At 71.6% G+C, this 21973-nt stretch carries 26 protein-coding genes and 1 tRNA gene; 9 read left to right on the top strand and 18 right to left on the bottom strand.

The window, feature by feature from the left end; translation table 11 throughout:
• The first annotated feature begins 37 nt into the window (after positions 1 to 37).
• On the top strand, positions 38 to 544 hold the full coding sequence (locus ABFX51_RS32265; protein WP_346055957.1) for a 2'-5' RNA ligase family protein: 507 nt from the start codon (positions 38 to 40) through the stop codon (positions 542 to 544).
• 6 nt (positions 545 to 550) lie between these two features.
• Complete coding sequence (locus ABFX51_RS32260) at positions 551 to 970, top strand: SRPBCC family protein (RefSeq protein WP_346055956.1); 420 nt, start codon at positions 551 to 553, stop codon at positions 968 to 970.
• On the opposite strand, the gene ABFX51_RS32255 is transcribed toward ABFX51_RS32260, so the two are convergent.
• The 6 genes from ABFX51_RS32255 to ABFX51_RS32230 form a co-directional block, all read right to left on the bottom strand.
• Positions 967 to 1716 carry an enoyl-CoA hydratase-related protein gene (locus ABFX51_RS32255; protein ID WP_346055955.1) on the bottom strand — a complete coding sequence of 250 codons (750 nt, stop codon included), beginning with the start codon at positions 1714 to 1716 and terminating at the stop codon, positions 967 to 969. The two genes, ABFX51_RS32260 and ABFX51_RS32255, sit on opposite strands and share 4 nt — an antisense overlap.
• 2 nt (positions 1717 to 1718) lie before the next feature.
• Positions 1719 to 2723: a DUF2235 domain-containing protein gene (locus ABFX51_RS32250; protein WP_346055954.1), complete on the bottom strand. Its 1005-nt coding sequence runs from the start codon at positions 2721 to 2723 to the stop codon at positions 1719 to 1721.
• Positions 2724 to 3830 carry a Gfo/Idh/MocA family protein gene (locus ABFX51_RS32245; RefSeq protein WP_346055953.1) on the bottom strand — a complete coding sequence of 369 codons (1107 nt, stop codon included), beginning with the start codon at positions 3828 to 3830 and terminating at the stop codon, positions 2724 to 2726.
• A complete protein-coding gene (locus ABFX51_RS32240) occupies positions 3831 to 4838 on the bottom strand; it encodes a zinc-dependent alcohol dehydrogenase (protein WP_346055952.1) in 1008 nt (335 codons plus the stop codon). It abuts the gene before it with no gap.
• Complete coding sequence (locus ABFX51_RS32235; RefSeq protein ID WP_346055951.1) at positions 4835 to 5803, bottom strand: Gfo/Idh/MocA family protein; 969 nt, start codon at positions 5801 to 5803, stop codon at positions 4835 to 4837. The genes ABFX51_RS32240 and ABFX51_RS32235 overlap by 4 nt, the downstream gene beginning before the upstream one ends.
• Before the next feature lie 197 nt (positions 5804 to 6000).
• Complete coding sequence (locus tag ABFX51_RS32230) at positions 6001 to 7176, bottom strand: 4-hydroxybenzoate 3-monooxygenase (RefSeq protein WP_346055950.1); 1176 nt, start codon at positions 7174 to 7176, stop codon at positions 6001 to 6003.
• 130 nt (positions 7177 to 7306) lie between these two features.
• Here ABFX51_RS32230 and ABFX51_RS32225 point away from each other — a divergent pair, with 130 nt between their 5' ends.
• Positions 7307 to 8236 carry a TAXI family TRAP transporter solute-binding subunit gene (locus tag ABFX51_RS32225; protein ID WP_346055949.1) on the top strand — a complete coding sequence of 310 codons (930 nt, stop codon included), beginning with the start codon at positions 7307 to 7309 and terminating at the stop codon, positions 8234 to 8236.
• Here the strand turns inward: ABFX51_RS32225 and ABFX51_RS32220 are convergent.
• Both ABFX51_RS32220 and ABFX51_RS32215 read right to left on the bottom strand, forming a co-directional pair.
• Positions 8224 to 9612, bottom strand: coding sequence for a sensor histidine kinase (locus tag ABFX51_RS32220; protein ID WP_346055948.1), 1389 nt, complete (start codon positions 9610 to 9612; stop codon positions 8224 to 8226). The genes ABFX51_RS32225 and ABFX51_RS32220 overlap by 13 nt on opposite strands.
• Before the next feature lie 3 nt (positions 9613 to 9615).
• Positions 9616 to 10287 (bottom strand): response regulator transcription factor, encoded by a 672-nt coding sequence (locus ABFX51_RS32215; RefSeq protein WP_091511531.1) that lies wholly within the window; start codon positions 10285 to 10287, stop codon positions 9616 to 9618.
• 124 nt (positions 10288 to 10411) lie between these two features.
• Between ABFX51_RS32215 and ABFX51_RS32210 the strand changes: the two genes are divergently transcribed.
• Positions 10412 to 11821, top strand: a complete 1410-nt coding sequence (locus ABFX51_RS32210) for an amino acid permease (RefSeq protein ID WP_346055946.1) — start codon at positions 10412 to 10414, stop codon at positions 11819 to 11821.
• Between the two features lie 4 nt (positions 11822 to 11825).
• Here ABFX51_RS32210 and ABFX51_RS32205 read toward each other — a convergent pair whose 3' ends face one another.
• The gene (locus ABFX51_RS32205; protein ID WP_346055945.1) at positions 11826 to 12383 is read right to left on the bottom strand and encodes a TetR/AcrR family transcriptional regulator; all 558 of its coding nucleotides are present in this window, start codon (positions 12381 to 12383) and stop codon (positions 11826 to 11828) included.
• Positions 12384 to 12444: 61 nt separating this feature from the next.
• Here ABFX51_RS32205 and ABFX51_RS32200 point away from each other — a divergent pair, with 61 nt between their 5' ends.
• On the top strand, positions 12445 to 13344 hold the full coding sequence (locus tag ABFX51_RS32200) for an NADP-dependent oxidoreductase (RefSeq protein ID WP_346055944.1): 900 nt from the start codon (positions 12445 to 12447) through the stop codon (positions 13342 to 13344).
• Here ABFX51_RS32200 and ABFX51_RS32195 read toward each other — a convergent pair.
• From ABFX51_RS32195 to ABFX51_RS32180, 4 genes are all read right to left on the bottom strand, one after another.
• Positions 13341 to 14171 carry a class I SAM-dependent methyltransferase gene (locus ABFX51_RS32195; protein ID WP_346055943.1) on the bottom strand — a complete coding sequence of 277 codons (831 nt, stop codon included), beginning with the start codon at positions 14169 to 14171 and terminating at the stop codon, positions 13341 to 13343. The two genes, ABFX51_RS32200 and ABFX51_RS32195, sit on opposite strands and share 4 nt — an antisense overlap.
• Before the next feature lies 1 nt (position 14172).
• The gene (locus ABFX51_RS32190; protein ID WP_091511543.1) at positions 14173 to 14505 is read right to left on the bottom strand and encodes a VOC family protein; all 333 of its coding nucleotides are present in this window, start codon (positions 14503 to 14505) and stop codon (positions 14173 to 14175) included.
• A gap of 1 nt (position 14506) precedes the next feature.
• The gene (locus tag ABFX51_RS32185) at positions 14507 to 14680 is read right to left on the bottom strand and encodes a ribbon-helix-helix domain-containing protein (protein WP_091511545.1); all 174 of its coding nucleotides are present in this window, start codon (positions 14678 to 14680) and stop codon (positions 14507 to 14509) included.
• Positions 14681 to 14945: 265 nt separating this feature from the next.
• Positions 14946 to 15185 carry a hypothetical protein gene (locus tag ABFX51_RS32180; protein ID WP_091511547.1) on the bottom strand — a complete coding sequence of 80 codons (240 nt, stop codon included), beginning with the start codon at positions 15183 to 15185 and terminating at the stop codon, positions 14946 to 14948.
• A gap of 148 nt (positions 15186 to 15333) precedes the next feature.
• Here ABFX51_RS32180 and ABFX51_RS32175 point away from each other — a divergent pair.
• Positions 15334 to 15406: transfer RNA gene (locus ABFX51_RS32175), tRNA-Asn, on the top strand.
• Positions 15407 to 15487: 81 nt separating this feature from the next.
• On the opposite strand, the gene ABFX51_RS32170 is transcribed toward ABFX51_RS32175, so the two are convergent.
• Entirely contained in the window at positions 15488 to 15793 is a 306-nt protein-coding gene (locus ABFX51_RS32170; protein WP_346055942.1) for a hypothetical protein, read from the bottom strand.
• A gap of 67 nt (positions 15794 to 15860) precedes the next feature.
• Here ABFX51_RS32170 and ABFX51_RS32165 point away from each other — a divergent pair, with 67 nt between their 5' ends.
• Positions 15861 to 16397 (top strand): barstar family protein, encoded by a 537-nt coding sequence (locus ABFX51_RS32165; protein ID WP_091511551.1) that lies wholly within the window; start codon positions 15861 to 15863, stop codon positions 16395 to 16397.
• 115 nt (positions 16398 to 16512) lie between these two features.
• A protein-coding gene (locus tag ABFX51_RS32160; protein WP_346055941.1) for an IS5 family transposase occupies positions 16513 to 17318 on the top strand; the annotation gives its coding sequence in 2 pieces (ribosomal slippage) (positions 16513 to 16852 and positions 16852 to 17318; 807 coding nt in all).
• 8 nt (positions 17319 to 17326) lie between these two features.
• On the opposite strand, the gene ABFX51_RS32155 is transcribed toward ABFX51_RS32160, so the two are convergent.
• Genes ABFX51_RS32155 through dnaG form a run of 3 tightly spaced genes read right to left on the bottom strand, consistent with a single transcriptional unit; the run spans position 17327 to position 20483 of the window.
• Positions 17327 to 18067, bottom strand: coding sequence for a trans-aconitate 2-methyltransferase (locus tag ABFX51_RS32155; protein WP_091511553.1), 741 nt, complete (start codon positions 18065 to 18067; stop codon positions 17327 to 17329).
• A gap of 15 nt (positions 18068 to 18082) precedes the next feature.
• The gene (locus tag ABFX51_RS32150) at positions 18083 to 18598 is read right to left on the bottom strand and encodes a hypothetical protein (protein WP_346055939.1); all 516 of its coding nucleotides are present in this window, start codon (positions 18596 to 18598) and stop codon (positions 18083 to 18085) included.
• A 1-nt stretch (position 18599) separates the two neighbouring features.
• Positions 18600 to 20483 carry a DNA primase gene (gene dnaG, locus ABFX51_RS32145; RefSeq protein WP_346055938.1) on the bottom strand — a complete coding sequence of 628 codons (1884 nt, stop codon included), beginning with the start codon at positions 20481 to 20483 and terminating at the stop codon, positions 18600 to 18602.
• 23 nt (positions 20484 to 20506) lie between these two features.
• On the opposite strand from dnaG, the gene ABFX51_RS32140 reads away from it, so the two are divergent.
• Positions 20507 to 21442: a sigma-70 family RNA polymerase sigma factor gene (locus tag ABFX51_RS32140; RefSeq protein ID WP_346055937.1), complete on the top strand. Its 936-nt coding sequence runs from the start codon at positions 20507 to 20509 to the stop codon at positions 21440 to 21442.
• Here the strand turns inward: ABFX51_RS32140 and ABFX51_RS32135 are convergent.
• Positions 21396 to 21971, bottom strand: a complete 576-nt coding sequence (locus ABFX51_RS32135; protein ID WP_346055935.1) for a carboxymuconolactone decarboxylase family protein — start codon at positions 21969 to 21971, stop codon at positions 21396 to 21398. The two genes, ABFX51_RS32140 and ABFX51_RS32135, sit on opposite strands and share 47 nt — an antisense overlap.
• Positions 21972 to 21973 lie beyond the last annotated feature (2 nt).

Raw genomic sequence — 21973 nt, 5'->3', positions numbered from 1 at the left:
CTTAGCTGAGTAACTCTGGCAAACCGATACTGATCTGGTGCCGCCTCTCGTGCTCACCCTCGCCGTCGACGATCCGACCCAGGCGGCGTGGGACGCGCTGCGGGAACGCTGGTGCCGCCCGGGGCGGCTCGTCGTCGGGGCACACCTGGTCCTGTTCGGCGCCGTGCCCGGCGAGCACGGGGAAACCGTGCTGGCGGACCTGCGCAAGGCGGCGGCCATCCCGCCGTTTTCGCTGCGGGTGGACGGGGTGCGCCCGCTGAGCACGGGTGTCGCACTGCGGATCCGCGCGCCCCGGCTCGACCGGCTGCACGAGCGGTTGCGGCAGCGGTGGCGCCCGTGGCTCAGCGCCGAGGAAGACCGCCCGCTGCGACCGCACGTACGCATCCTCGACGACGGCTCCCCCGAGGAAGCGCGGCACGCGCTGGCCGTGCTGACGGAGCTCTTCGAGCCGTGGGACGCGATCGGCACCGGGGTGGACGTGTGGGAGTGCGCGGGCGGGCCGTGGTCGTTCCGCACCGCAATCCCGTTCCGGCCGCTGGCGTGACCGGGCATGCGGATCCTCGACACGGCGATCACGATCGGTGCACCACCGGAAGCCATCTGGGCGGTGCTCACCGACTTCGCCCGCTACGAGGAGTGGAACCCGTTCATCCGGCGAGGTGAGGGAGAGGCGGTCAACGGCAGCACGCTCACGCTGGACATCGAGCCGCCCGGTGAGCTCCGGCGCACGCACCGCCCGGTCGTGCTGGCCGCCGAACCGGGACGGCGCCTGGTGTGGCTCGGCCGGATCCCGGTCCTGCTCGCGGGACGGCACGAGTTCGTGCTGGAGCCGGACGGCGCGGGCACGCGGCTGCGCCAGCGGGAGGAGATGCGCGGTCTGCTGGTGCCGTTCCTGCGCCGGGTGCTGGACCACACCGAGGACGGTTTCGTCGCGATGAACCACGCCCTGAAACGGCGCGTCGAGGGTTAGCGCCCCGACCACCGGGGCGGGCGCCGCTCGAAGAACGCGGCGATGCCCTCCTGCCGGTCCGCCGAGCCACGGATCGACTCGACCGCGCGCTCGGTTTCCGCCCAGCCGCGGCGGTCCTCGTCCGCCAGCTGGGCGGCCACCGCGCCGAGCACCGCCCGCACGGCCACGGGCGACGACGCGCAGATCTCCTCGGCGACGGCGAGTGCGCCCTCCAGCGCGTGCCCGGGTTCGGTGAGGCGGTTGACGAGCCCGAAGTGGTGCGCCCGCTTCCCGCTCAGCTCCGTACCCGTGATCAACAGCTCCTTCGCCACGTGCGGCGGCAGCGCCCGGATGGCCCGGAACAGCGCACCACTCGTCGGCACCAGACCACGCAGGGTTTCCGGCAGCGCGAAGCGGGCCGCAGTCGACGCGACGACGACGTCACAGGCGAGCGCGATCTCGAACCCACCGCCGAACGCGATGCCCTCGACCGCGGCCACGAGCGGTTTCTCCCGCTGCCGCCGGATCACGCCGTACTCGCCGCCACGCTCGGTGCGGAAGTCCAGGCCCGCCTTGAGATCCGTGCCCGCCGAGAACACCGTCCGCGTGCCGGTGAGCACGCCGACCCACAGTTCCGGCTCGTCGTCGAGGCGGTTGAGCGCTTCGTCGATGCCGACCGCGGTGTCCACGTCTATCGCGTTGCGTTTCTCCTCGCGTTCGATGTGCACGACCAGGACCCGGCCGCGCACCTCCTGCCGCACCGCCACGCTCAGTCCCTCCGCCGCAGGAAGTCCACCAGGTTCTCCGGCCGGTACGCGGGGTCGGATTCCATCCGCACCACCGCCTCCGCCGCCACGTCCTCCTTCGCCGGGTCGGTCACGCCGAGCTGCCGCACGTAGGGCCGCAGCAGTTTGTAGAAGAACGTCCGCGAGTCGTGCGCGGGGGCTTCCCGCGCCTCGGGCCGCGTGGGGATCGCGCCTGGCGTGAAGACCAGCCCGCAGCTCTCCGCGCGCTCGACCATCCACAGTAGACTCAACTGCGCGAGGCACGGCTCCGGGTAGCCACCGCCGACGTCGGAATGGCAGCCCGGGAACCACGTCTGCTCCCGCCGCTGCCGCGGCGCCCCGTCCGGTGCCCAGATCGCCGGGCGGAACGGGCCGCGCCGCTCGTCGATCGCCAGTGCCTGGAACGCGGCCGCGACGGTGCTCGTCAGCTTCGTGTCGTGGAACTGCCAGCGCCGGTTGACGAGGTTGACCAGCCGGAACCCGCTGATCGGGATGCCCAGCGCGCCGACGGTGTCCCAGACGCCGATGAAGCGCACGGGTGTCACGTCCTCGCACGCGTAGGCCCGCCGGAACTCCCTCGCCTGGTCACCCGCCGGGTGGGTGCTCGGACTCCGGTCCCGGTAGAGCCGGTACGCCTCGTCGATGCGGCCGATCTCCTCGCGGCGCAGGATGCCGCAGTTGCGCACGAACCCCACGGTGCTGCGGGCGGTGTACGCACCGCGGCTGAACCCGAAGAAGAACAGCTCGTCGCCCGGCTCGTAGTGCTCGACGAGGAACCGGTACGCCGCACGGACGTTGCGCGAGAGCCCGAACCCGAACGCGCCGCCGAGCACGCGCTCGAACGGCCGCGTGCCGACGCCCTCGTGGTAGAAGACGAGCTGGTCGTCCCGCTGCGCGACGGCCTGCGCGACCTTCACGACGTTCGTCGGCGCCGGCTGCTGCCGCGTGTTCCACGTGCCGTCGCAGCAGATGACGATGCGCTTGCCCATCTACACCGTCTCCCACCGGCGGCTTTCGGCCGAGGCGAGCACGGCCTCCACGATCCGGGCCGACCGCAGCCCGTCGGCGAACGTCGGCAGCCCCTCCGGCTTCTCGCCGCGGATCGCCGCATACGTGTCCGCGACAAAGCTCTCGAAGCACTGGGCGTACCCCTGCGCGTGCCCGGCCGGCAGGGACGACAGCCGCGCCGAGTCCGGGTACGGCGCCGCCGGGTCACGCACGATGATCTGCGCCCCGCGCTCACCGCCGAGCCACGCCTGCTCCGGCTGCTCCTGGTCGAAGGCCGCGCTGCCGAGCGACCCGTCCAGCTCGAACCACAGCCGGTTCTTGCGGCCCGCGGCGACCTGCGAAATCGTGGCGCTGCCGAGGACCCCGCGTTCCGTGCGGAACAGCAGCAGCGCGCTGTCCTCGGTGCTGACCGGTGCGAGCGGGAGGTCCGTCGCGCTCCGGTCGAACGCGGGCACCGAACCGCTGGGCCGCTCGGGGTAGGCGATGGACGTGGCGGCGGTCAGCTCGGCCAGCCGCTCGCCGCTCACCCACTCCACGAGGTCGCACCAGTGCGAACCGACGTCGGCGAACGCGCGCGACCGGCCGCCCGCGACGGGGTCCACGCGCCAGTTCGCGGCGCCGGGCGACAGCAGCCAGTCCTGCAGGTAGCTGCCGTGCAGCAGGTTCCACTCGCCGAACTCGCCCGCGATGCGGCGCGCCCTGATCTCCCGGACGACGGGGTGGAACCGGTACACGAACGGCACCGTGGCCACGAGCCCGGACTCGCGTGCCTTGTCCGCCATGCGCTCGGCTTCCGCGACGCTCATGCCCAGCGGCTTCTCGCACACGACGTGCTTGCCGGCCTCCAGCGCCGCGATGGCGTAGTCGTGGTGGGTCCCGTTGGGGGAGCAGATGTGCACGACGTCCACATCGGACTCGAGCACCTCCTCGTAGGAGCGGAAAGCGCTTGCTCCCCATTCCGCCGCGACCGCCTCCGACCGCTCCGGCCGCGAGCCGAGCACCCCGGCGACGGTGCCGCCGTTCAGGAGCACCGCCCGCCGGTGCACCCCCGCGATCATGCCCGTGCCCACGATGGCCGCTGTGGTCATTCAGTCCCCCTCGTGTGGGTCGACGTGGATCTTCGGACCGGGGCCGATATGGGCCCCGGCCAGTACTTCCGCCACCCGGTCGAGCCCGACCGTCCCGGCGACCAGCGGACGCGGGTCGACCGCGCCCGAAGCGTAGTGTTCGATCGCCCCGGCCAGGCCCGGCGAACCGCTGAGCACGCCGACGGCCGTGACGTCCTTGAGCGCCAGCGCCCGCGTGTCCAGCAGGCTGGGCCGCCCGGCGAGTCCGATGTAGACGACGCGTTTCCCGGGTTCGACCAGTTCCACGGCCTTCGCGGGCAGTTCCGGCGAGTTGGACGTGTCGATCACGGCGTCGAACGGCAGCGAGGGCACGGTTTCCGCCGTCCAGACGTGCTCGAACCCCAGTGAGCGCGGGAATTCCTCGGTACCGGGCAGCGCGAGCAGGTGCACCTCGGCACCGGCGGCCCGCGCGAACATCGCGGCCAGCAGGCCGATCGTGCCGGGACCGAGGATCAGCACGCGGTCGCCGGGCGCGAGCGCCGCCCCGCGCACGGCACGCAGCGCGTTGCCACCGGGTTCGACGAGCGCGCCCTGCACGAAGTCGACCGCGTCCGGCAGGGCGTGCAACGCGGTGACCGGCACGGCGAGCTGTTCGGCCAGCGCACCCGCCCGCCCGCCGCGGATGCCGATCTCCTCGCGGAACTCGCAGACGTGCTGTGCGCCGGTGCGGCAGCGGCGGCACTGGCCGCAGCCGAGCATCGTGTCACCGGTAACCCGTCGGCCGAGCCACTCCGAAGACACGCCGTCGCCGACCGCGACTACCGTGCCGGACCACTCGTGCCCGATCCGCAGGGGGAAGCGGGCGTGCCCGTCGTGGAGGTACTGCATCTCGCCGGTGAAGAACTCGACGTCGGTGCCGCACACACCGACGCGCGCGACATCGACGACGACCTCGCCCGGCGCGGCGACGGGCGGGTCCACCTCCGCCACGCCCGCTTCGCCGGGCGCGGTGACGACAAAGGCCTTCATCGCGTGGTCGGCTCCCGGCGGGGAAGCCCGGCCGCGGCGTAACAGGCGTCGATGACCCGCATGTTCGCGACCGCGTCGTCGAGCCCAGTCGGGAAGGGCTCGCCGCGCAGCACAGCACCGGCGAACGCGCGCAGCTGCGCCTCGTACGTGCCGGGCTGCCGTGGCACGCGCACCCTGCGTCCGCGGACCTTGAGGCGGTAGGCGAACTGCGGCATGAACGGGTTGAACACGCGCATCTCGCCGAGAGAGCCGGTCACGCGGGCACCAAGGCTGACACGCGAAAGCAGGGAGACGGCGATCGAGCCCGTCCGGCCGTCCGGGAAGGCGAACTCGGCGCGCATCGACCGGTCGACGCCGGGGAACCGCAGCTTCGCCTGGGCGCTGAGCACCTCGGGTTCCGCCCCGGCGAGCGTGCGCAGGAGGTGGATCGCGTAGCAGCCGGCGTCCATGGTCGCGCCGCCCGCGAGGCCGAGGTTCCAGCGGATGTCGCCGCGGGGCAGCAGCGGGAAGGACATCCAGGTGTCGATGCGGCGGATGTCGCCGAGTTCGGGCAGGAGCTCGAGCATGCGCCGGATCAGCGCGTGGTGGCGGTAGTGGAAGGCCTCCACCACGACGAGCCCGCTGGCTCGGGCGGCCGCCGCGACGGCCTCCGCCTCCTCGGCGTTGGCGGTGAACGGCTTCTCGCACAGGACGTGCTTGCCGGCCTCGATCGCGGCGAGTGTCCAGCGGCCGTGCAGGCCGTTGGGCAGGGGCAGGTAGACGGCGTCGATCTCGGGGTCGGCGAGCAGGCTCTCGTAGTCGCGGTGCACGTGGCGGATGCCGTGCTTCCCGGCGAACCGCCGCGCCCGCGCGACGTCCCGGGCGGCTATCGCGGTGACCTCGACGTCGGCCACGTGCCGCGCCGGCCGCACGACGGCCGCGGGCGCGATCGCGGCCGCGCCGAGGATGCCGATGCGCAGGACCATGCCCCTCCTCCCGTTCCGGAAGGGAGACTACCGCCCACAACGGCGAACGCGGATCTTCCGATCCCAGCGGACCCGAGTTGGCGGGGTTTGCGGGGCGGCCTCGACACCGTCTTGCCACGGCTCCCGCTCCACGACAGCACCCTCAGAAGCCCACGGCCGGACGCGGAGTATCGCGGCCCGCGCCCCAGGGAACCGCCTCAGAAATCCGCCGCCTTGCCCAGGTAGATCTCGGCGAACGCCGCGGCCGCCGCGCGCGAACCCAGCAGGCGCCGCAGCCGGGCCTGGGCGAGGCGGGCGCGGAACGGGTCCGGCGGCGGGTCGGTCGTGGAGCTGTGGAAGATGTCCGACAGCCACTGCGAAAACTCCTGGTACTGCCACACCCGCCCCAGGCAGGTCTCCGTGTACCGCGCCAGCGGACCGTCGTCCCCGGAGTAGTGCGCCTCGATCGCGTCGGTCAGGTGGAACGCGTCGTGCAGTGCGAGGTTCAGACCTTTCGCCGCGATCGGCGCGACGAGGTGCGCCGACTCCCCCGCCAGGAACAGCCTGCCCCGCGCCATCGGCTCGGTGACGTAGTTGTGCATGTCCAGCACGCGTTTCTCGATCAGCGGCCCCTCCGCGATCGCCCCGCCCGGCACGCCAAGGCGCTCGTGCAGCTCGGCCCACACGCGCTCGTGCGGCCAGTTGTCCTCGTCGTCGCCGGGCGGGCACTGCAGGTAGAACCGCGTGACCGTCGGGGTGCGCGCCATGTGTGCCGCGAAACCGCGCGGGTGGATGCCGAACAGCACCCCGTCCGCGCTCGGCGGCGCCTCCGCGAGCAGCGCCAGCCAGCCGATGCCGTAGTCGTGCCGCAGCACCCGGCCGCCCACGTACGTCCTCGTCACCCCCTGCGCCCCGTCACAACCGGCGACGAAATCGCACTCCAGACGCCGCTCGCCCGTCCCGTCGCGGTACTCGACGGCAGGCCGCTCGGACTCGATCCCGTGCAGGGTCACGTCCTGCACGCCGAACACCACCTCACCACCCCCATCGACGTACTGGGCGACGAGATCGGTCACCAGTAGTTGCTGCGGGTACACGAAGTGGTGCTGACCGGTCAGCTCCGCGTAGTCGAACGGGTGGCGCGCGCCCTCGAACCGGAACTCGAACCCGCCGTGCCGGGGAGCGCTGCCCAGCAGCCGGTCGGCGAGCCCGTGCTTCTCCAGCCCGCGCACCGCCCACTCCTCGATGAACCCCGCGCGCGGCCGCTGCTCGATGTAGCCGCGGCTCTGCTCCTCCAGCAGGACGCAGTCGATCCCCTTGCGGGACAGGATGTTCGCCACCGCCAGCCCGGCGGGCCCGGCCCCGACGACGGCGACGCGCGTGCTCGTGGCCACTGCTACCTCCCCCCAGGTCGGTGCGCCGCCCATCTTCCCGGACCGGCAACCGGAAATCAAAGACAATCCGCCCACCTATCGCGACATCCTTTATGCTCGCGGGAAATTCGACGAAGGAGCCGGAGGCCGGGTGGACCGTCACGTGACCCGCCGTCTCGTGCTGGGCGGCCTGCTCGCGGGCGCGCTGACCGGCTGCGGCGCCGACTTCCCGCCCGTCGCGCTCACCCTGACCACGGGCAGCGCGGGCGCCGTCTACCACCAGCTCGGCGTCGCACTGTCCCGCGCCTGGGCCACGAAACTGGGCATCCCCGCGCCGACCGTGCTCACCAGCGCCGGGTCCGTGGAGAACCTCGACCGCCTGCTGGCCGGCCGCGCCGACATCGGCTTCTCCGCGGCGGACGCCGCCTCCGACCGCGTGCGGCAACCAGGCGGTGACCGGTTGCGGGCGCTGGCGCGGATGCACGACGACTACATCCAGGTCGTCGTCCCCGCCGCCGGCCCGGTCACGCGCCTGGCAGACCTCCGCGGACGCCGGGTGTCCGTGGGCCCACCGGACTCCGGCGTGCAGCTGGTCGCCGACCGGCTGCTCGACGCCGCCGGGCTCGACGTCCAGCGCGCCCGCCTGCCAGTGGGCGACGCGGCGGCGGCGCTGGCGCGCGGCGAGATCGACGCGTTCTTCTGGTCCGGCGGCGTGCCGACCGAGCAGGTGGCCGACCTGGCGAAGCACACGCCGATCCGGCTGCTCGACCTGTCCGGCGTCTTCCCCGCGCTGACCGCGCGCCACCCGGAGTACGGCCTGGTCACGCTGCCCGCGTCCAGCTACGGTCTGCCCGCGCCCGTCACCACCGTGCTGCTGCCGAACTTCCTCCTCGTCACCGACCGGATGCCCGACGAGGTCGCCCACGGCCTGGCGCAGGGCATCTTCGACGCGCAGGCCCAACTGGCCGCGGCGAACCCGTCCGCCCGCTCACTCGACCTCCGCTCCGCGATCGAGACCGTGCCCGTTCCCCTGCACCCCGGCGCGCTCGCCTACTACCGTTCGGCGCACTACGCGGGCTGAGCGGGGAACTCGACGGTCACGCGCAGCCCGCCGCCCGACGGCAGGTCGAGCCGCACGTGCCCGCCGGACTTCGCGACGACGCGGTGCACGATCGCCAGCCCGAGCCCGGAACCCGTCACGTTCTGGTGCCGCGGACTGCGCCAGAACCGGTCCGTGGCACGCGCGAGTTCCTCCGGCGCCAGCCCCGGCCCGGTGTCCCGCACCGCCAGCACGACCCGCTCCCCCTCGCGACGAGCCGTCAATTCCACAGTGGACCCATGCCCCGCGGTGAACTTGACCGCGTTGTCCAGCAAGGCATCCAGCACGGTTTCGATCGCCCGCGGCACCGCGACCGCCACCAGGGCCGGCTCGATCTCGGCGAGCAACTCGATGTCCCGCGACGCCGCGACGGCGTGCCATGCGTCGACGCGGTCTTCAAGCGCGGCGCTGACGTCCGTCGGCACCGGAGTCGCGGCACTCGCCTCCGTCTTCGCGAGGGTGAGCAGTTCTTCCAGCACGTCGTTCAGACGCCGGGCTTCCTCCACGCTCGCGGCGTAGTCGTCGGCGGCGTCTTCACTGACGGCACCGTCCAAACTGGTCAGTCGCACATACAGCGCGGTGAGCGGGTTCCGCAGCTGGTGGGAGGCGTCCGCGACGAAAGCACGTTGTGCCGCAAGCACTTCACTGACCGTCGTCGCCATCTCGTCGAACGACCGCGCCAACCTCCGCAACTCGGGCGGCCCGCTCTCCTCCGCCACGGGTACGTACGGCGCACCTGCGGTAGCGGTCGCCACCATCTGTTCCGCCGAACGTTCGAGCCGGTCGACGGGCCGCAGGATCCAGCGCACGACCGGCAGGGACAACAACACCGCCAGCGCGAGCGCGGCCAGCCCGCCCGCCGCGACCAGCGCCCACAGGAACAGCACGTGCCCGCGCAGCCCGTCCACCGGCGACACGGTGACCACCGCGCCCCGCACCTCACCGTCGACCAGCACGGGTTCGGCGAGCACAAGTGGTCCGGTCTGCCACGGCCAGAAAGTGCCCGAGGGCAACGGTTCCCGGCCGGACAACGCGGCGTTCACCCCCTCCCGCACCGGCGGTTCGGTCAGCGCCACCGGGTCGGCCGTCTGCGCGCGAGGCCGGCCGTCCTGGTCGACGAGCGCGGCGGTGAAGCCGTATACCTCGCGGTACCGGTCGAGCGTCGCGGCCAGCTCACCTTCCGTGCCGTCGAGCAACGCGCGCTGCCCCAACGACGCCAGCCGCGCGGTGAGCGTGAGGCGGTCGAGAGACAGCTGCTGGTAAGCGCTTCCCGACAGGCTCAGCGCGAGCGGCACCCCGAGCCCCAGCAGCACGAGCACCACGAGGACTCCGACGACGGGCAGCAACCGGGAACGCACGGCTCACCCGGCGGGCCGGCCGAGGCGGTACCCCACGCCACGCACCGTCTCGATGAGCCCGGGGCGGTCCAGTTTGGTCCGCAGCGTCGCGACGTGCACGTCGAGCGTCCGGTTCGCGCCGGGCCACGGCTCACCCCAGATCTCGGTGATCAGCGACTGCCGCGTGCACACGTCGCCCGCCGCGGCCGCGATCGTGTAGAGCAGCAGGAACTCCTTGCGGGACAAGGCGATCGGCTTGCCCTGCGCACTCACCTCGAAGCGGGCCGGGTCGATGCGGAGATCCCCGGCGTGCAGCGGACGCGGCCGCGGCGCCGGCGGGGGCGCGGCACGGCGGCGCAGCACCGCCTGCGCCCGCGCGAGCAGTTCGTCCACGTGGAACGGTTTGACGAGGTAGTCGTCGGCGCCGGCACGCAGGCCGGTGATCCGGTCGTCCACCTGACCCCGCGCGGAAACCACGATGATCGCCGCGTCGCTGCCGCGGCGGATCGCCTCGCACAGCTCGATCCCGTCCATGTCCGGCAGCCCGAGGTCGAGCAGCACGACGTCGGCCTGCGGGTACTTCGCCTTGGCCTCCAGCCCCGTCGCGGCCCACTCGACGTCGACGCCGCGCCTGTGCAGCGCCGACCGGACGGCGGTGGCCACCCGCCCGTCGTCCTCCACCAGCAGAAAGCGCACCGACCGGCCCTCCTCGTCCGCCGGACTCCACTATGGCGTGCCGCTCAAGCGGCGATCAACTCGACCTCAAGTCCTGCTCAAGGGCGTTGTAACACGGGTGACGGCGCGCACAGCATGGCTGTCCATGGTCACTCAACTCACCACCGGCGCCCCGGACCGGCTCGCCGCCGAGGACGTCGGATACCACCAGGGCCTCAAGAGCCGCCAGGTGCAGATGATCGCGATCGGCGGCGCCATCGGCACCGGCCTGTTCCTCGGCGCCGGGTCGCGGCTGCACAGCTCCGGCCCGGCGCTCGCCGTCGTGTACGCGGTGGCCGGCGTCTTCGCGTTCTTCGTGGTGCGCGCCATGGGGGAGCTGGTCATGCACCGGCCTTCGTCGGGTTCGTTCGTCTCGTACTCGCGGGAGTTCCTCGGCGAGAAGGCGGCGTTCTTCGCGGGCTGGATGTACTTCCTGAACTGGGCGACCGCGGGTGTCGCGGACGTCACCGCCGTCGCGAAGTACACCCAGTTCTTCTGGCCGGACCTGCAGCAGTGGATCCCCGCGCTCATCGCGTTGTGCCTGATCCTCGCGGTGAACCTGGTGTCGGTGAAGCTGTTCGGGGAGCTGGAGTTCTGGTTCGCCGCGATCAAGGTGCTCGCGCTCGTGGTGTTCATGGTGGTGGGCATCGTGGTGCTGGTGAGCAGGCACCCCGTGGACGGCGTCGTGACGGGGCCGAGCCTGGTGTTCGACCACGGCGGGGTCTTCCCGACCGGGCTGCTGCCCGCGCTGCTGATCCTGCAGGGCGTCGTGTTCGCCTACTCCGGGGTGGAGATGGTCGGCGTGACCGCGGGCGAGACCGCCGAGCCGCGCAAGATCATCCCGAAGGCGGTCAACTCGGTGGCGTGGCGGATCGCCGTGTTCTACGTGGGTTCGGTGGTGCTGCTGGTGATGCTGCTGCCGTGGACCGCCTACAAGAGCGGCGAAAGCCCGTTCGTGACGTTCTTCGGCAAGCTCGGCGTGCCCGCGGCGGGCGCGATCATGGACCTGATCGTGCTGACGGCGGCACTGTCCAGTGTGAACTCCGGCCTGTACTCGACGGGCCGGATCCTGCGCTCGCTCGCGGTCGCCGGGTCCGCGCCGAAGTTCACCGCGCGGATGAGCCGCAGCGGGGTCCCGTACGGCGGGGTGCTGCTGACCGCGGTGGTCTACGCGCTGGGTGTGGTGCTGAACCTGGTCGTGCCGGAGTCGGCGTTCGAGGTGGCGCTGGAGTTCTCCGCGCTGGGCATCATCGGTATGTGGTCGATGATCGTGATCTGCCACCTGGCCCTCACGCGCAAGGCGAAGCGCGGCGAGCTGGAACGGCCGTCCTACCGCCTGCCCGGCGCGCCGTACACGAACTACGTCACGCTCGGCTTCCTGCTGCTGGTGCTGGCGATGAGCTGGTTCAACGGGGCGACGGGCCGGATCCTCATCTACAGCCTGCCGGTGCTGGCGCTCGTGCTGGTCGGCGGGTGGTTCGGCGTCCGCCGCCGGGTGCGGCAGCTGGCGGGCTGAGGGTTCACGCGGTGATCCCGGCCAGCACCAGGTTCGCCAGCCGCGTCACGGCGGGCCTGGCCTGGCGGGCCGGGAGGGTGCGGAACGAGGCGATCGCGAGCAGTCCGGTCCGGACGTCCTCGACCGAGACGTGCTCGCGGATCGCCCCGGCCCGGCGGGCGCGCTCGACCAGCCGGTACAGGCTCCGGCTCTGCGCTGGCCGGTACGACGCGAACGCCGCACCGGCCGGGTGGCCGCCCAGCAGCGCCTCGGTGAGCCCGCGGTCGCTGAGCTGGTGCTCGGCGAACCGCAGGACCGTCCGCCGCAAGGCCCGTCCGGGGTCGGGATCGGCCACCGCGGCCGCCATCTCCGCCACGCACCGGTCCACCTGCCCGGTGAGCACGGCGGTCACGAGGTCGGTGCGCGAGGGGAAGTGCCGGTGCACCGTGGCGGCGGCCAGGCCCGCCCGGCGGGCGATCTCCCGCACCGGCAGGTCCAGGCCTTCCTCGGCGAACGCCTTCCGCGCCACCTCGACGATGTGCTCGCGGTTGTAGGCCGCGTCCGCCCGCGCTTTCCGAGTCACCGTGCCCCTGCCGCTCTCTCACTTCCCCGCTGTGCGTGCTGTCCGCTCCTACGGTACGGGCATGTTCGCTGTTCAGTTCGACCGATTCGGCCCGCCCGGGGTGCTCACCTTCGGTCCCTTCCCCGAACCCCACGCCGGTCCCGGCCAGGTGCGGATCCGCGTCGAGGCCGCCGGGGTTTCCCCTGTGGACACGGCTTTGCGTGCCGGACGCTCCCAGGCGCGGCCACCGTTGCCCCACGTTCCCGGTGTGGACGCCGCGGGCACGGTCGATGAAGTCGGCCCGGGTGTGACCGGCGTGTCCGTGGGCGACGAGGTTTTCGGCGCCGTGGATCTCTCCCGTCTCGGGGGCGCGAACGCGGAGTTCGCGGTGCTGCGTTTCTGGACTGCGAAGCCGCGGGCGCTGTCCTGGCCGGAGGCGGGCGGCGCGGCTACGAGCGTCGAGACCGCGACGCGGGCGTTCGACGTGCTCGACGTGCGGCCGGGGATGGTCGTGCTCGTCGACGGCGCGGCAGGCGGGGTCGGCAGCACGGCGGTGCAACTCGCGCGCGCCCGCGGTGCCCGGGTGATCGGCGCCGCCCGCCCTGACCACGCCGATTTCGTCACGTCTCTGGGCGCCGAGTTCGTGCCCTACGGTCCGGGTCTGCCCGAACGCGTTGCTATGGCTGACCGCGCATTGCACATCGGAGGTTCACTGGCGGAACTGGTCGCGCTGACGGGTGATCCAGCCGCCGTCGTCACGATCACGGACCTGGGCGGCGCGGATCGCGGTGTCCACGTCACCCTCGGCGCGCTCGCCGGCCAGCCTTCGGGAGAGCACGGTCTCACGGCGGCGGCCGCGTTGGCGGAGGAAGGCCGGTTCCGGCTCCCGGTGGCCGACGCGGTCCCGATGCCGGAGGCCGCGAAGGCGCACTCCCTCGTGGAACAGGGCGGGCTGCGGGGGAAGGTCGTGCTGGTGCGCTAGTCGACCGTGGCGACCAGCACGTCCTCGCCCGCGGACGGGCGCAGGCCGTCGGTCCGGTCCGCGAAGTAGCGGTCAGCGAGGGAGCTGCCCGGTACGTGCCGTACCGTCCGGAACCCCGCTTCCCCGGCCAGCGCAAGGATTTCCTCGGGACGGTAGAAGCTCAGGAACGGTGTGCCCGCCGCTCGTGCCCCGCGCGCGGACCTCTCCAGTCCGGCGCGGGAGGCCTCGTCGAGCAGGTCGGGGGGCAGCAGGAACGTCATGACCAGCGTGGTGCCCGGCGCGAAGGTGGCGATGCGGCGGAGGGTGGCCGCGGTGGCGTCTCTGGTGAGGTACATGCTGACGCCGTTGGAGGCGATGACCGCCGGGCGGCCGGGGTCGAAGCCGGCCGCGATCAGCCTGTCCTCCCACGGGTCGGCCTCGAAGTCGACCGGGACGAGCGTGGGGATGCGGTAGCCGAGTTCGGTGAGCCGCCGGCGTTTCCACTCCTGCGGGCCGGGCTGGTCGACCTCGAAGACCCGCACGCGGCCGGCGAGGTCGGGCCTGCGCTGGGCGAAGGTGTCGAGGCCCGCGCCGAGGACGACGTACTGGTCCACGCCGCGATCGGCCTGCTCGGCCACGAGGTCCTCGACGAACCGCGCCCGCGCGACGATGGCTGCGCGGAAACCGCTGGTGGTGACAGGATCCATGTCGGGCCGCTCGCGCCAGCCGTCGCCGGGCGCGAGCAACCGCAGCCCGACGACGTCCTCGAGGACGTGCGGCGGTTCGTCGAGGAGCACGTGCAGCGCCCGCCACAGGGCGACGCGGGCGGCGGTGTTCTCGGCGGTCACGTCAGGCCTGCAGGGTCCAGAGCCGCCCGTCAGGATCGCGGACGACGGCTTCGCGGGTGCCGTAGTGGGTGCCGGCGAAGGGTTCCACGACCTCGACGCCCGGCCCGGGCTGGAATTCCGCCTCGTCGGCCACCTTCAGCACCAGGCGCGTGCGGGTCTCCTGGGTTTCCGGCACCTCGGCGATGAAGACGGCGGGCCCAGTGCCGTTCCGGAGCTGCCCCGAGTTGTGGTCCGTGGCGAACTCGAGCTCGTAACCCAGTGACTGGAAGAACTTCGCGGCCTTGCCCCAGTTGTGGGTCTCGAGGAACACCGCGTGGATCCCCTCAGTGGACATGTCAACTCCCATCGTCGGCCGATCGCTGCCCGGATGCACCGTCGAGGTAGGCGCGCAACGCGTCCGCCACCAGCGCGGAGAGGGAAAGCCCCTCCTCGATCGCGTGGTGCTTGACCTGCTTGATCAGGCTGAGCGGCAGGTAGACGTTGAACTGCTTCACTTCCTCGGCGGCCACACTAGGAGGTTAGCATGCTAGCAAGGTAGTGTCGAGAAACCCCGGCTCGCCCTGGTGGGCGGCCGGGGTTCGGGGATGTTCGATTAGGTCCTTCCGCGGGTTCCGGCGCCGGCGTCGAGTGGGTCTAGCCATCACCCCGCGCCACGGCTCAGGTTCGGGTTGTCAGCCCCGCATCACAAGCGCTCCGGGCCGGTTTTTCGCTGCCCGAGGGGTTTCGGACCGAATCCCGTCAGCCCCGCGTCACGAAGCCGCGGACCAGATCCCATCAGCCCCGCGCGACGGAGGAGTCGTTCACCCGATGCCCGTCGCGCCCTGCGGCCCGGAAGAACGGCACCTTGTCCCCCACCTTCTCGCCGACCTTCGCCCGCGCGACACCCGCCGCGCCCTGCACCATCGGGTGGTCGGCGACCTTACGGTACGTGCGCACGATCTGGTCGTAACGGGCGCGGCCCGCCTTCGCGCCGAGCACGTACCCGACGGCCGCCCCGAGCAGGAAAACCTTCACGTCTCCGCCTCCTCACCGTTGTCCGGGTCGTTCCCGCCATTGTCCCCCAGCCCGCCACCCCATGCCGGGGGTGCTTGCAGAGCGCGATCGGGGGTGCGCTAAAGTTTGTCCCCGTTGGCCCGGAGCGATCCGGACCGGCGGTGAGCGTTCCCCTGTAGCTCAATTGGCAGAGCATTCGGCTGTTAACCGAAGGGTTGTTGGTTCGAGTCCAACCGGGGGAGCAAAAGCCCAGGTCAAGCACCTGGGCTTCTTTCGTTTCCGGAACTCAGCAGGGCGGAACCGCCAGAAAACCGCCACTTTCGTCATTCGGCGGGCTCGTCGCCGAACATCCGCTCCAGGGCATCCGCCGAAGCATCGTTGGCTACCCTGCGCTTGCGGTAGTGCTTGTCAGCCACCTTCTGGGTGTTGCCGAGGTGGTCGGCGATCGCGCTCAGCGGCAGGTCCGCTTCGTCCAGGACCAAGCCAACTGTCTTACGGAAGACGTGTGACGTAACCCACCAGTAGCCGACCTCCGCGAAAGCTTCCTGGATGCGGTGGATGACATCGCTCGGGTCCAGCCACTCCCCGTTCCACGCCTGGAACAACGGCTCGAAGCCGCGATGCGCCACGAGTAGGCCGGCATCCCGGAGCAGACCAGCTTCATCCCCCACAACACCCGACAGCTACTTTCCTGCCATGGCGCCATTCGACCCGCAGGCGGACCTGAACCAGGAAGTCGACTTCCGGCTGCTGATCAACACTCCGATCACGCTGTTCTGGCGCCGGGAGGTCCTCGACGAGGCGATCGCTTGGCTCCAAGCCCACGGCTACCAGGTCACCCGCCTCGACGCCGCCCGCTGGACGACCGAAGCAGATTTCCACCGAGCCATCGCGCAGACACCCGCGTTCCCGGACTACTACGGGCACAACCTGGCTGCTCTGCACGACGCCATGCAGGACGTGGTCGCCCAGGACTACGGCTGGGCTCCGGAAACCACCGGCCTCGCGCTCGTGTTCGCCGGTTATGACAAATTCACAGACCATTGCGGCCAGACAGCCCAGGCCGTGCTCGATATCATCGCCACGCATTCGCGCGTCGCGGCATTGTTCGGCCGACGTCTGATGGGGCTCGTGCAGAGCGACGATCCGGCTATCCGATTCGAGCCGGTCGGCGCCTCGCCGGTGAGCTGGAACGACGCCGAGTGGCCCGACTCCCGACGCCGCATCCCGTAACGCACCGCCGGCTCTCGATCTTCGCCGCCTCAGCCGGCGCCTTTCGCGAACGCCCCCGCTAAGAGCGTGTCTCACTTGGATGTTGGTTGAGGTGCGGGCACGATCATGAGCTGTGATGGACGAGTTGTCGCGACGTCTGGTGCCCGACGAGTTGTGGGCGCTGGTCGAATCGTTGATCCCGCCGGGAAAGACGCGCCCGCAGGGTGGCGGCATGTCGAGAGTGGACGATCGGGCGGTGTTCACCGCGATCGTGTTCGTGCTGACCAGCGGCTGTGCCTGGCGGCATCTGCCGCCCAGCTTCGGGGTCACTGTGCCGACGGCGCATCGACGGTTCACCGAGTGGTCCGAGGCCGGGCTGTGGAGACAGCTGCACCAGGCGGTGCTGGACGAACTGGGTGGCCAGGGGCTGATCGACTGGTCGCGCGCGGTCCTGGACGGAGCATCCGTCAGGGCCAAAAGGGGGGCGGTCTGACCGGTCCGAGCCCGGTCGATCGCGGCAAGCCCGGCTCGAAGATCCACGTGCTGTCCGACCGGGCCGGGCTGCCGTTGATGGTCGGGATCTCCGCGGCCAACACCCACGACAGTCACGCGCTCAGGCCCCTGGTCAACGCGCTGCCGCCGATTCGGTCGCGCCGCGGACCGCGGCGCGGGAAGCCGGCCAAGCTACACGCGGATAAGGCCTACGACATCCCCGCGCTGCGCGACTGGCTCCGCCAGCGTGGGATCATCCCGCGTATCGCTCGCAAGGGCATCGAATCCGTCGAGAAACTCGGCAAACACCGGTGGGTGATCGAACGGTCGATCGCCTGGCTGACCGGCTACCGGCGCCTGACCATCCGCTACGAACGCAAAGCCAGCCACTACCTCGCCTTCCTCACCCTCGCCGCCACCATCACCTGCTACAAGAAACTCACCAAATGAGACACGCTCTAAACCCGCGCCACGGCGAACACCCGGCGGAACGGGAACCACACCGAGCCGTCCTCCCGGACCGGGTACGCCGACGCCAAGCGGGGCGCCAAATCCGCGCGGAACTGCTGCCAGTCGGCTTCCGACAACGCCGCCTTCACCGGGCGCAGGGCCGTCCCGGTGATCCACTCCAGCACCGCGTTCTCCCCCGCCAGGCGCTGGACATACGTCGTCTCCCAGACGTCCACCTGGCAACCCGCGTCGGCGAACAGGGTGGCGTACTCGACGGGCGTGGCGACCGCTTCGAGGCCACGCAACGACACGCCCCGCTCCGCCGCCAGCTCGCGCGCCAGCACGTGTGACGGGGAGTCGAAGTTGCCCGGCACCTGCATCGCCAGCCAGGCACCCGACGGCAGCTCCTCCACCCACCGTCGCAGCAACCCCTGATGCCCCGGCACCCACTGCAGCACCGCGTTCGTCACCACGACATCCGTGTCCGGCGCCGGTTTCCAGTCGTGCACGTCCAGCACCTCGGCCGCGACACCCGCCGAGCGCGCCGCCGCCACCATTTCCGGCGAGCTGTCCACGGCTTCGACCACCGCCGAAGGCCAGCGCGACGACAGCGCGAGCGTCAGGTTCCCCGGGCCGCATCCGAGGTCGACCACCCGGCGTGGCGACTCAGCGCCCACCCGGGACAGCAGGTCGAAGAACGGGCGTCCGCGCAGGTCAGCGTAGTCGAGGTACTTCGCGGGATCCCACACAGTACGAGCGTACTGCTAAGCCTCCGGCCGCGCCAGCCTCTCCGCGGCCTCCCGGGCGATCGCGGCGACGACCTCCGCGTCCACCCCCGGATCCGGCCTCGCCTGCAGCACACTCCCGTCGCGCCCCGGCACCTTCCGTTGCACGAACCACACCCCGCCGCCGGACAGCTCCTGCCGGTGCCGCCCGCGGATGGAACCGTCGACCCGCTGCCGCACCATCGCGGGCACGCGACCGGGCCGCGGCAACGGAAAACGCACCGGAGGACGGTCGGCCAGGAGCACCGCCGCGCCCGCCGTGCCGACCTCCGACGCCTCGACGAGCGTCAGCACGCCCTCGGCCCAGCCCGCCTTGCTGATCAGGTGCCAGCCGACACGCCGCCCTTCCGGCAGCCACAGGCCCAGCTCGGTCACGACGAGGTGCCCGCCCGAAGCGACCGCCGCGGACGCCAGCGCGTTCTCCGCGGGTTCGAGCTCACCCGCGAACCCCTCCGGCAACCGGTCGCCGAACAGCCGGCGCAGCCAGGCCGTCACCTCAGTCCATCCCGCCGATCGCCTGCTGGCGCAACGCTTTCCGGTACTCCTCCAGCGCCACGAGGTCCCCGAACAACGCCCGGTACTCCTCCTCGGCGTCCACAGGGGACAGTCGCTGCAGACGCGACTTGATCTCCGCGATCTGCCTGCCGACCAGGTTCTCCTGCACGGCCGCGATCATGCTGCCGATGTAGCGCACATCGGCCTCGCTCTTGGCGTGCAACGGTTCCACGGCCAGCTCCGACAACAGCGTGCGCACCGTGCCCGGCGGCAGGTTCGCGCTCGCCGCGTCGAGCAGCGCCGGGCCGGCGAGCCCGCAGCTCGCGCCGCCCGCCTTCAGCACCGCCCGGTGCACCGCGACGTACGCCGGGTGCGTGAACGCCTCCTCGGGCAGCGCGTCGTACTCCGGCCCGGCCAGCGCGGGCTCCTGCAACGCCGCCTTCAGCACCTCGCGCTGGGCCATCAGCCGCGGGTCCTTCGGGTCCGGCCGCGGCACGTCCTCCGGAGCGGGCGTGGCCGCCTGGACCCGGCGCGCCGTCTTCGCCGGAGCACCGGCCCCGGCCGCACCACGTACGCGCCGCACGACCATGTCCGCGTCCTGCCAGCCGACCCACCACGCGAGCTTGGTGGCGTACCCGTCCCGCTTCGCGCGGTCCTTGATCTGCGCGACCAGCGGCACGGTGCGCTGCAACGCGGCGACCTGCCCGTCGACCGAATCGAGGTCGTACTCGGCGAGCATGCTGCGGATCGCGAACTCGAACAGCGGGATCCGCCGCGCCACCAGGTCGCGCACCGCCGCGTCGCCCTTCGCCAGGCGCAGCTCACACGGGTCCATGCCGTCCGGCGCGACCGCGATGTACGTCTGGCCCGCGAACGTCTGGTCCCCCTCGAACGCCTTCAGCGCGGCCTTCTGCCCCGCCTCGTCGCCGTCGAAGGTGAAGATCACCTCGCCGCGGAACGCGTCGTCGTCCATCAGCAGGCGCCGCAGCACCTTCATGTGGTCCTCGCCGAACGCCGTGCCCGACGACGCCACCGCCGTCGGCACGCCCGCCGCGTGCATCGCCATCACGTCGGTGTAGCCCTCGACGACGACCACCTGGTGCCGCTTGGCGATCTCGCGCTTGGCCAGGTCGAGCCCGAACAGCACCTGCGACTTCTTGTAGATCGGGCTCTCGCTGGTGTTGAGGTACTTCGCTTGTATCGGGTCGTCGTCGAACAGCCGCCGCGCGCCGAACCCGACGACGTCGCCGGAGAGGTCCTTGATCGGCCACACCAGCCGCCGGTGGAAGCGGTCGATCGGGCCCTGCCTGCCCTCGCGCACGAGCTGCGCCTTGAGCAGCTCCGACAGCTCGAAACCGCGGTTGAGCAGGAACTTCGTCAGCTTGTCCCAGCCGGACGGCGCGAACCCGCAGCCGAACCGCTGCGCCGCGGCCTCGTCGAACCCGCGCTCCCGCAGGTACTGGCGCGCGAGCTCGGCCTCGGGGGTGCGCAGCTGCTCGGCGTAGAACTCCGCCGCGGCCTTGTGCGCCTCCACCATCCGGGTGCGCGTGCCGCGGTCGCGCTGGACGCTGGCGCCGCCGCCCTCGTAGGTGAGCCGGAAGCCGACGCGGTCGGCCAGCCGCTCGACCGCCTCGACGAACGGGAGGTGGTCGATCTTCATCAGGAACTTGATGACGTCGCCGCCCTCACCGCAGCCGAAGCAGTGGAACGTGCCGTGCGTCGGGCGGACGTTGAACGACGGGGTCTTCTCGTCGTGGAACGGGCACAGCCCCTTGAGCGCGCCGCCGCCGGCGTTGCGCAGGGCCACGTAGTCACCCACGACCTCGTCGATCCGGTTGCGGTCGCGCACCTCCGCGATGTCGGATTCCCGGATTCGCCCTGCCACGGGTCGAGGATACTGTCTCTGTCATGGGGCTGGCCGAGGAGTTCACCGCGCACCGCGCCCACCTGGTCGCCGTCGCCTACCGGCTCACCGGATCGGTGGCGGACGCCGAGGACGCCGTGCAGGAGACCTGGCTGCGGCTCGCGGGCCTCGACGAGGAGAAGCGGGCCGCGATCCGGGACCTCAGGGGCTGGCTGACCACGGTGGTCGGCCGCCTCTGCCTCGACCGGCTGCGCTCGGCCGCGGTGCGGCGCGAGCGGTACGTGGGCCAGTGGCTGCCCGAGCCGATCGTCACCCCGTTGAGTGGACGCGACCCCGAGGACCCGCTGGACGTCGCCGTCCGCGACGAGGGCGTGCGCATGGCGGCGATGGTCGTGCTGGACAAGCTGACGCCGGAGCAGCGCGTCGCGTTCGTGCTGCACGACGCGTTCTCCGTGCCCTTCGACGAGATCGCCGGCATCCTCGGGGTCAGCCAGGACGCCGCGCGCCAGCACGCCTCGCGGGGGCGGCGTGCGCTGAAGGACGCCGAACCGCCCCCGCGGGCGAGCCTGGCCGAGCAGCAGCAGGTGCTCGACCGGTTCCTCAACGCCCTGTTCACGGGGAACGTGCGGGAGGTCGCCGAGATCCTGCACCCCGACGTGACCTTCATCGGCGACTCGGACGGCAAGGCCCGCACGGCCAAGCAGGTCATCACCGGGGCGGACAAGCTCGTCCGCTTCTTCCGCGGCCTGGTCGAGATGTACTCGCTGGAGGCGTTCCGCGGCGGCCGTCCGGTGCTGGTCAACGGGGACCTCGGCGTCTACCTGCCGCCCGCCGAGGTCCCCGGGAAGCGACCGCTCGACGCGCACCTGCAGACGATGGTGATCCGCGACGGCCGGATCCTGACGATCTACGACGTGGCGAACCCGGACAAGCTCACGCGAGTCCCGGCAGCGGAACCCGGCACGCCTCCCCTGACGTGAAGCCCTGGTCGGTGATCTCCAGCGCGCTGTTCATCCGGCCACGCAGGTTCTCCACGGCCGCGAGGTAGGTCAGCTCCAGCACGCCCTTGCGGCCGAACTCGCGCTCCAGCTCGGCGACCTGCTCGTCGGTGACCGCGACGGGGGTGGCCGTCACGGCGTCGGCGTAGGCGATGGCGAGCCGCTCCTGCCTGCTGTACAGCGGGGAGGTCGCGTAGTCGTCGATGTGCTTGAGGCGCTCGACGTCCAGGCCCTCGTGCTTCTGCAGCATCGTGCCGAAGTCGACGCACCACGAGCAGCCGAGGCGCACCGCGACGCGGTAGCCCACGATCTCGCGGACGTTGGCGGGCAGTGTCCTGGCGGCCTTCTCGACGGCCAGCTCGTGCAGCGCACCCGCGGCCAGCAGTCCGGTGTGGTGCGCGATGACCGCGAAGGGTTCGGGCACCGCGCCGTAGCGGCGGCGGGCGATGCGGTAGATGAGCCGGGCGAACAGGTTGGCGTCCTTTGTAGACACCACAGGCATGCGTGACATGG

Origin of the sequence: Amycolatopsis dongchuanensis, assembly GCF_039542405.1 — a bacterium.
In the GTDB taxonomy this organism is placed as follows: domain Bacteria; phylum Actinomycetota; class Actinomycetes; order Mycobacteriales; family Pseudonocardiaceae; genus Amycolatopsis_E; species Amycolatopsis_E sacchari.
Note: the sequence above shows the minus strand (reverse complement) of the source record. Positions and strands in the feature narration are given on the sequence as shown.

Excerpts from the sequence above, each read along its gene's own strand:
- ABFX51_RS32200 (WP_346055944.1), top strand. The coding sequence starts at position 12,445 with ATGTTCGCTGTTCAGTTCGACCGATTCGGCCCGCCCGGGGTGCTCACC.
- ABFX51_RS32190 (WP_091511543.1), bottom strand. The coding sequence starts at position 14,505 with ATGTCCACTGAGGGGATCCACGCGGTGTTCCTCGAGACCCACAACTGG.
- ABFX51_RS32135 (WP_346055935.1), bottom strand. The coding sequence starts at position 21,971 with ATGTCACGCATGCCTGTGGTGTCTACAAAGGACGCCAACCTGTTCGCC.
- ABFX51_RS32260 (WP_346055956.1), top strand. The coding sequence starts at position 551 with ATGCGGATCCTCGACACGGCGATCACGATCGGTGCACCACCGGAAGCC.
- ABFX51_RS32235 (WP_346055951.1), bottom strand. The coding sequence starts at position 5,803 with ATGGTCCTGCGCATCGGCATCCTCGGCGCGGCCGCGATCGCGCCCGCG.
- ABFX51_RS32210 (WP_346055946.1), top strand. The coding sequence starts at position 10,412 with ATGGTCACTCAACTCACCACCGGCGCCCCGGACCGGCTCGCCGCCGAG.
- ABFX51_RS32140 (WP_346055937.1), top strand. The coding sequence starts at position 20,507 with ATGGGGCTGGCCGAGGAGTTCACCGCGCACCGCGCCCACCTGGTCGCC.
- ABFX51_RS32245 (WP_346055953.1), bottom strand. The coding sequence starts at position 3,830 with ATGACCACAGCGGCCATCGTGGGCACGGGCATGATCGCGGGGGTGCAC.
- ABFX51_RS32240 (WP_346055952.1), bottom strand. The coding sequence starts at position 4,838 with ATGAAGGCCTTTGTCGTCACCGCGCCCGGCGAAGCGGGCGTGGCGGAG.
- ABFX51_RS32250 (WP_346055954.1), bottom strand. The coding sequence starts at position 2,723 with ATGGGCAAGCGCATCGTCATCTGCTGCGACGGCACGTGGAACACGCGG.
- ABFX51_RS32165 (WP_091511551.1), top strand. The coding sequence starts at position 15,861 with ATGGCGCCATTCGACCCGCAGGCGGACCTGAACCAGGAAGTCGACTTC.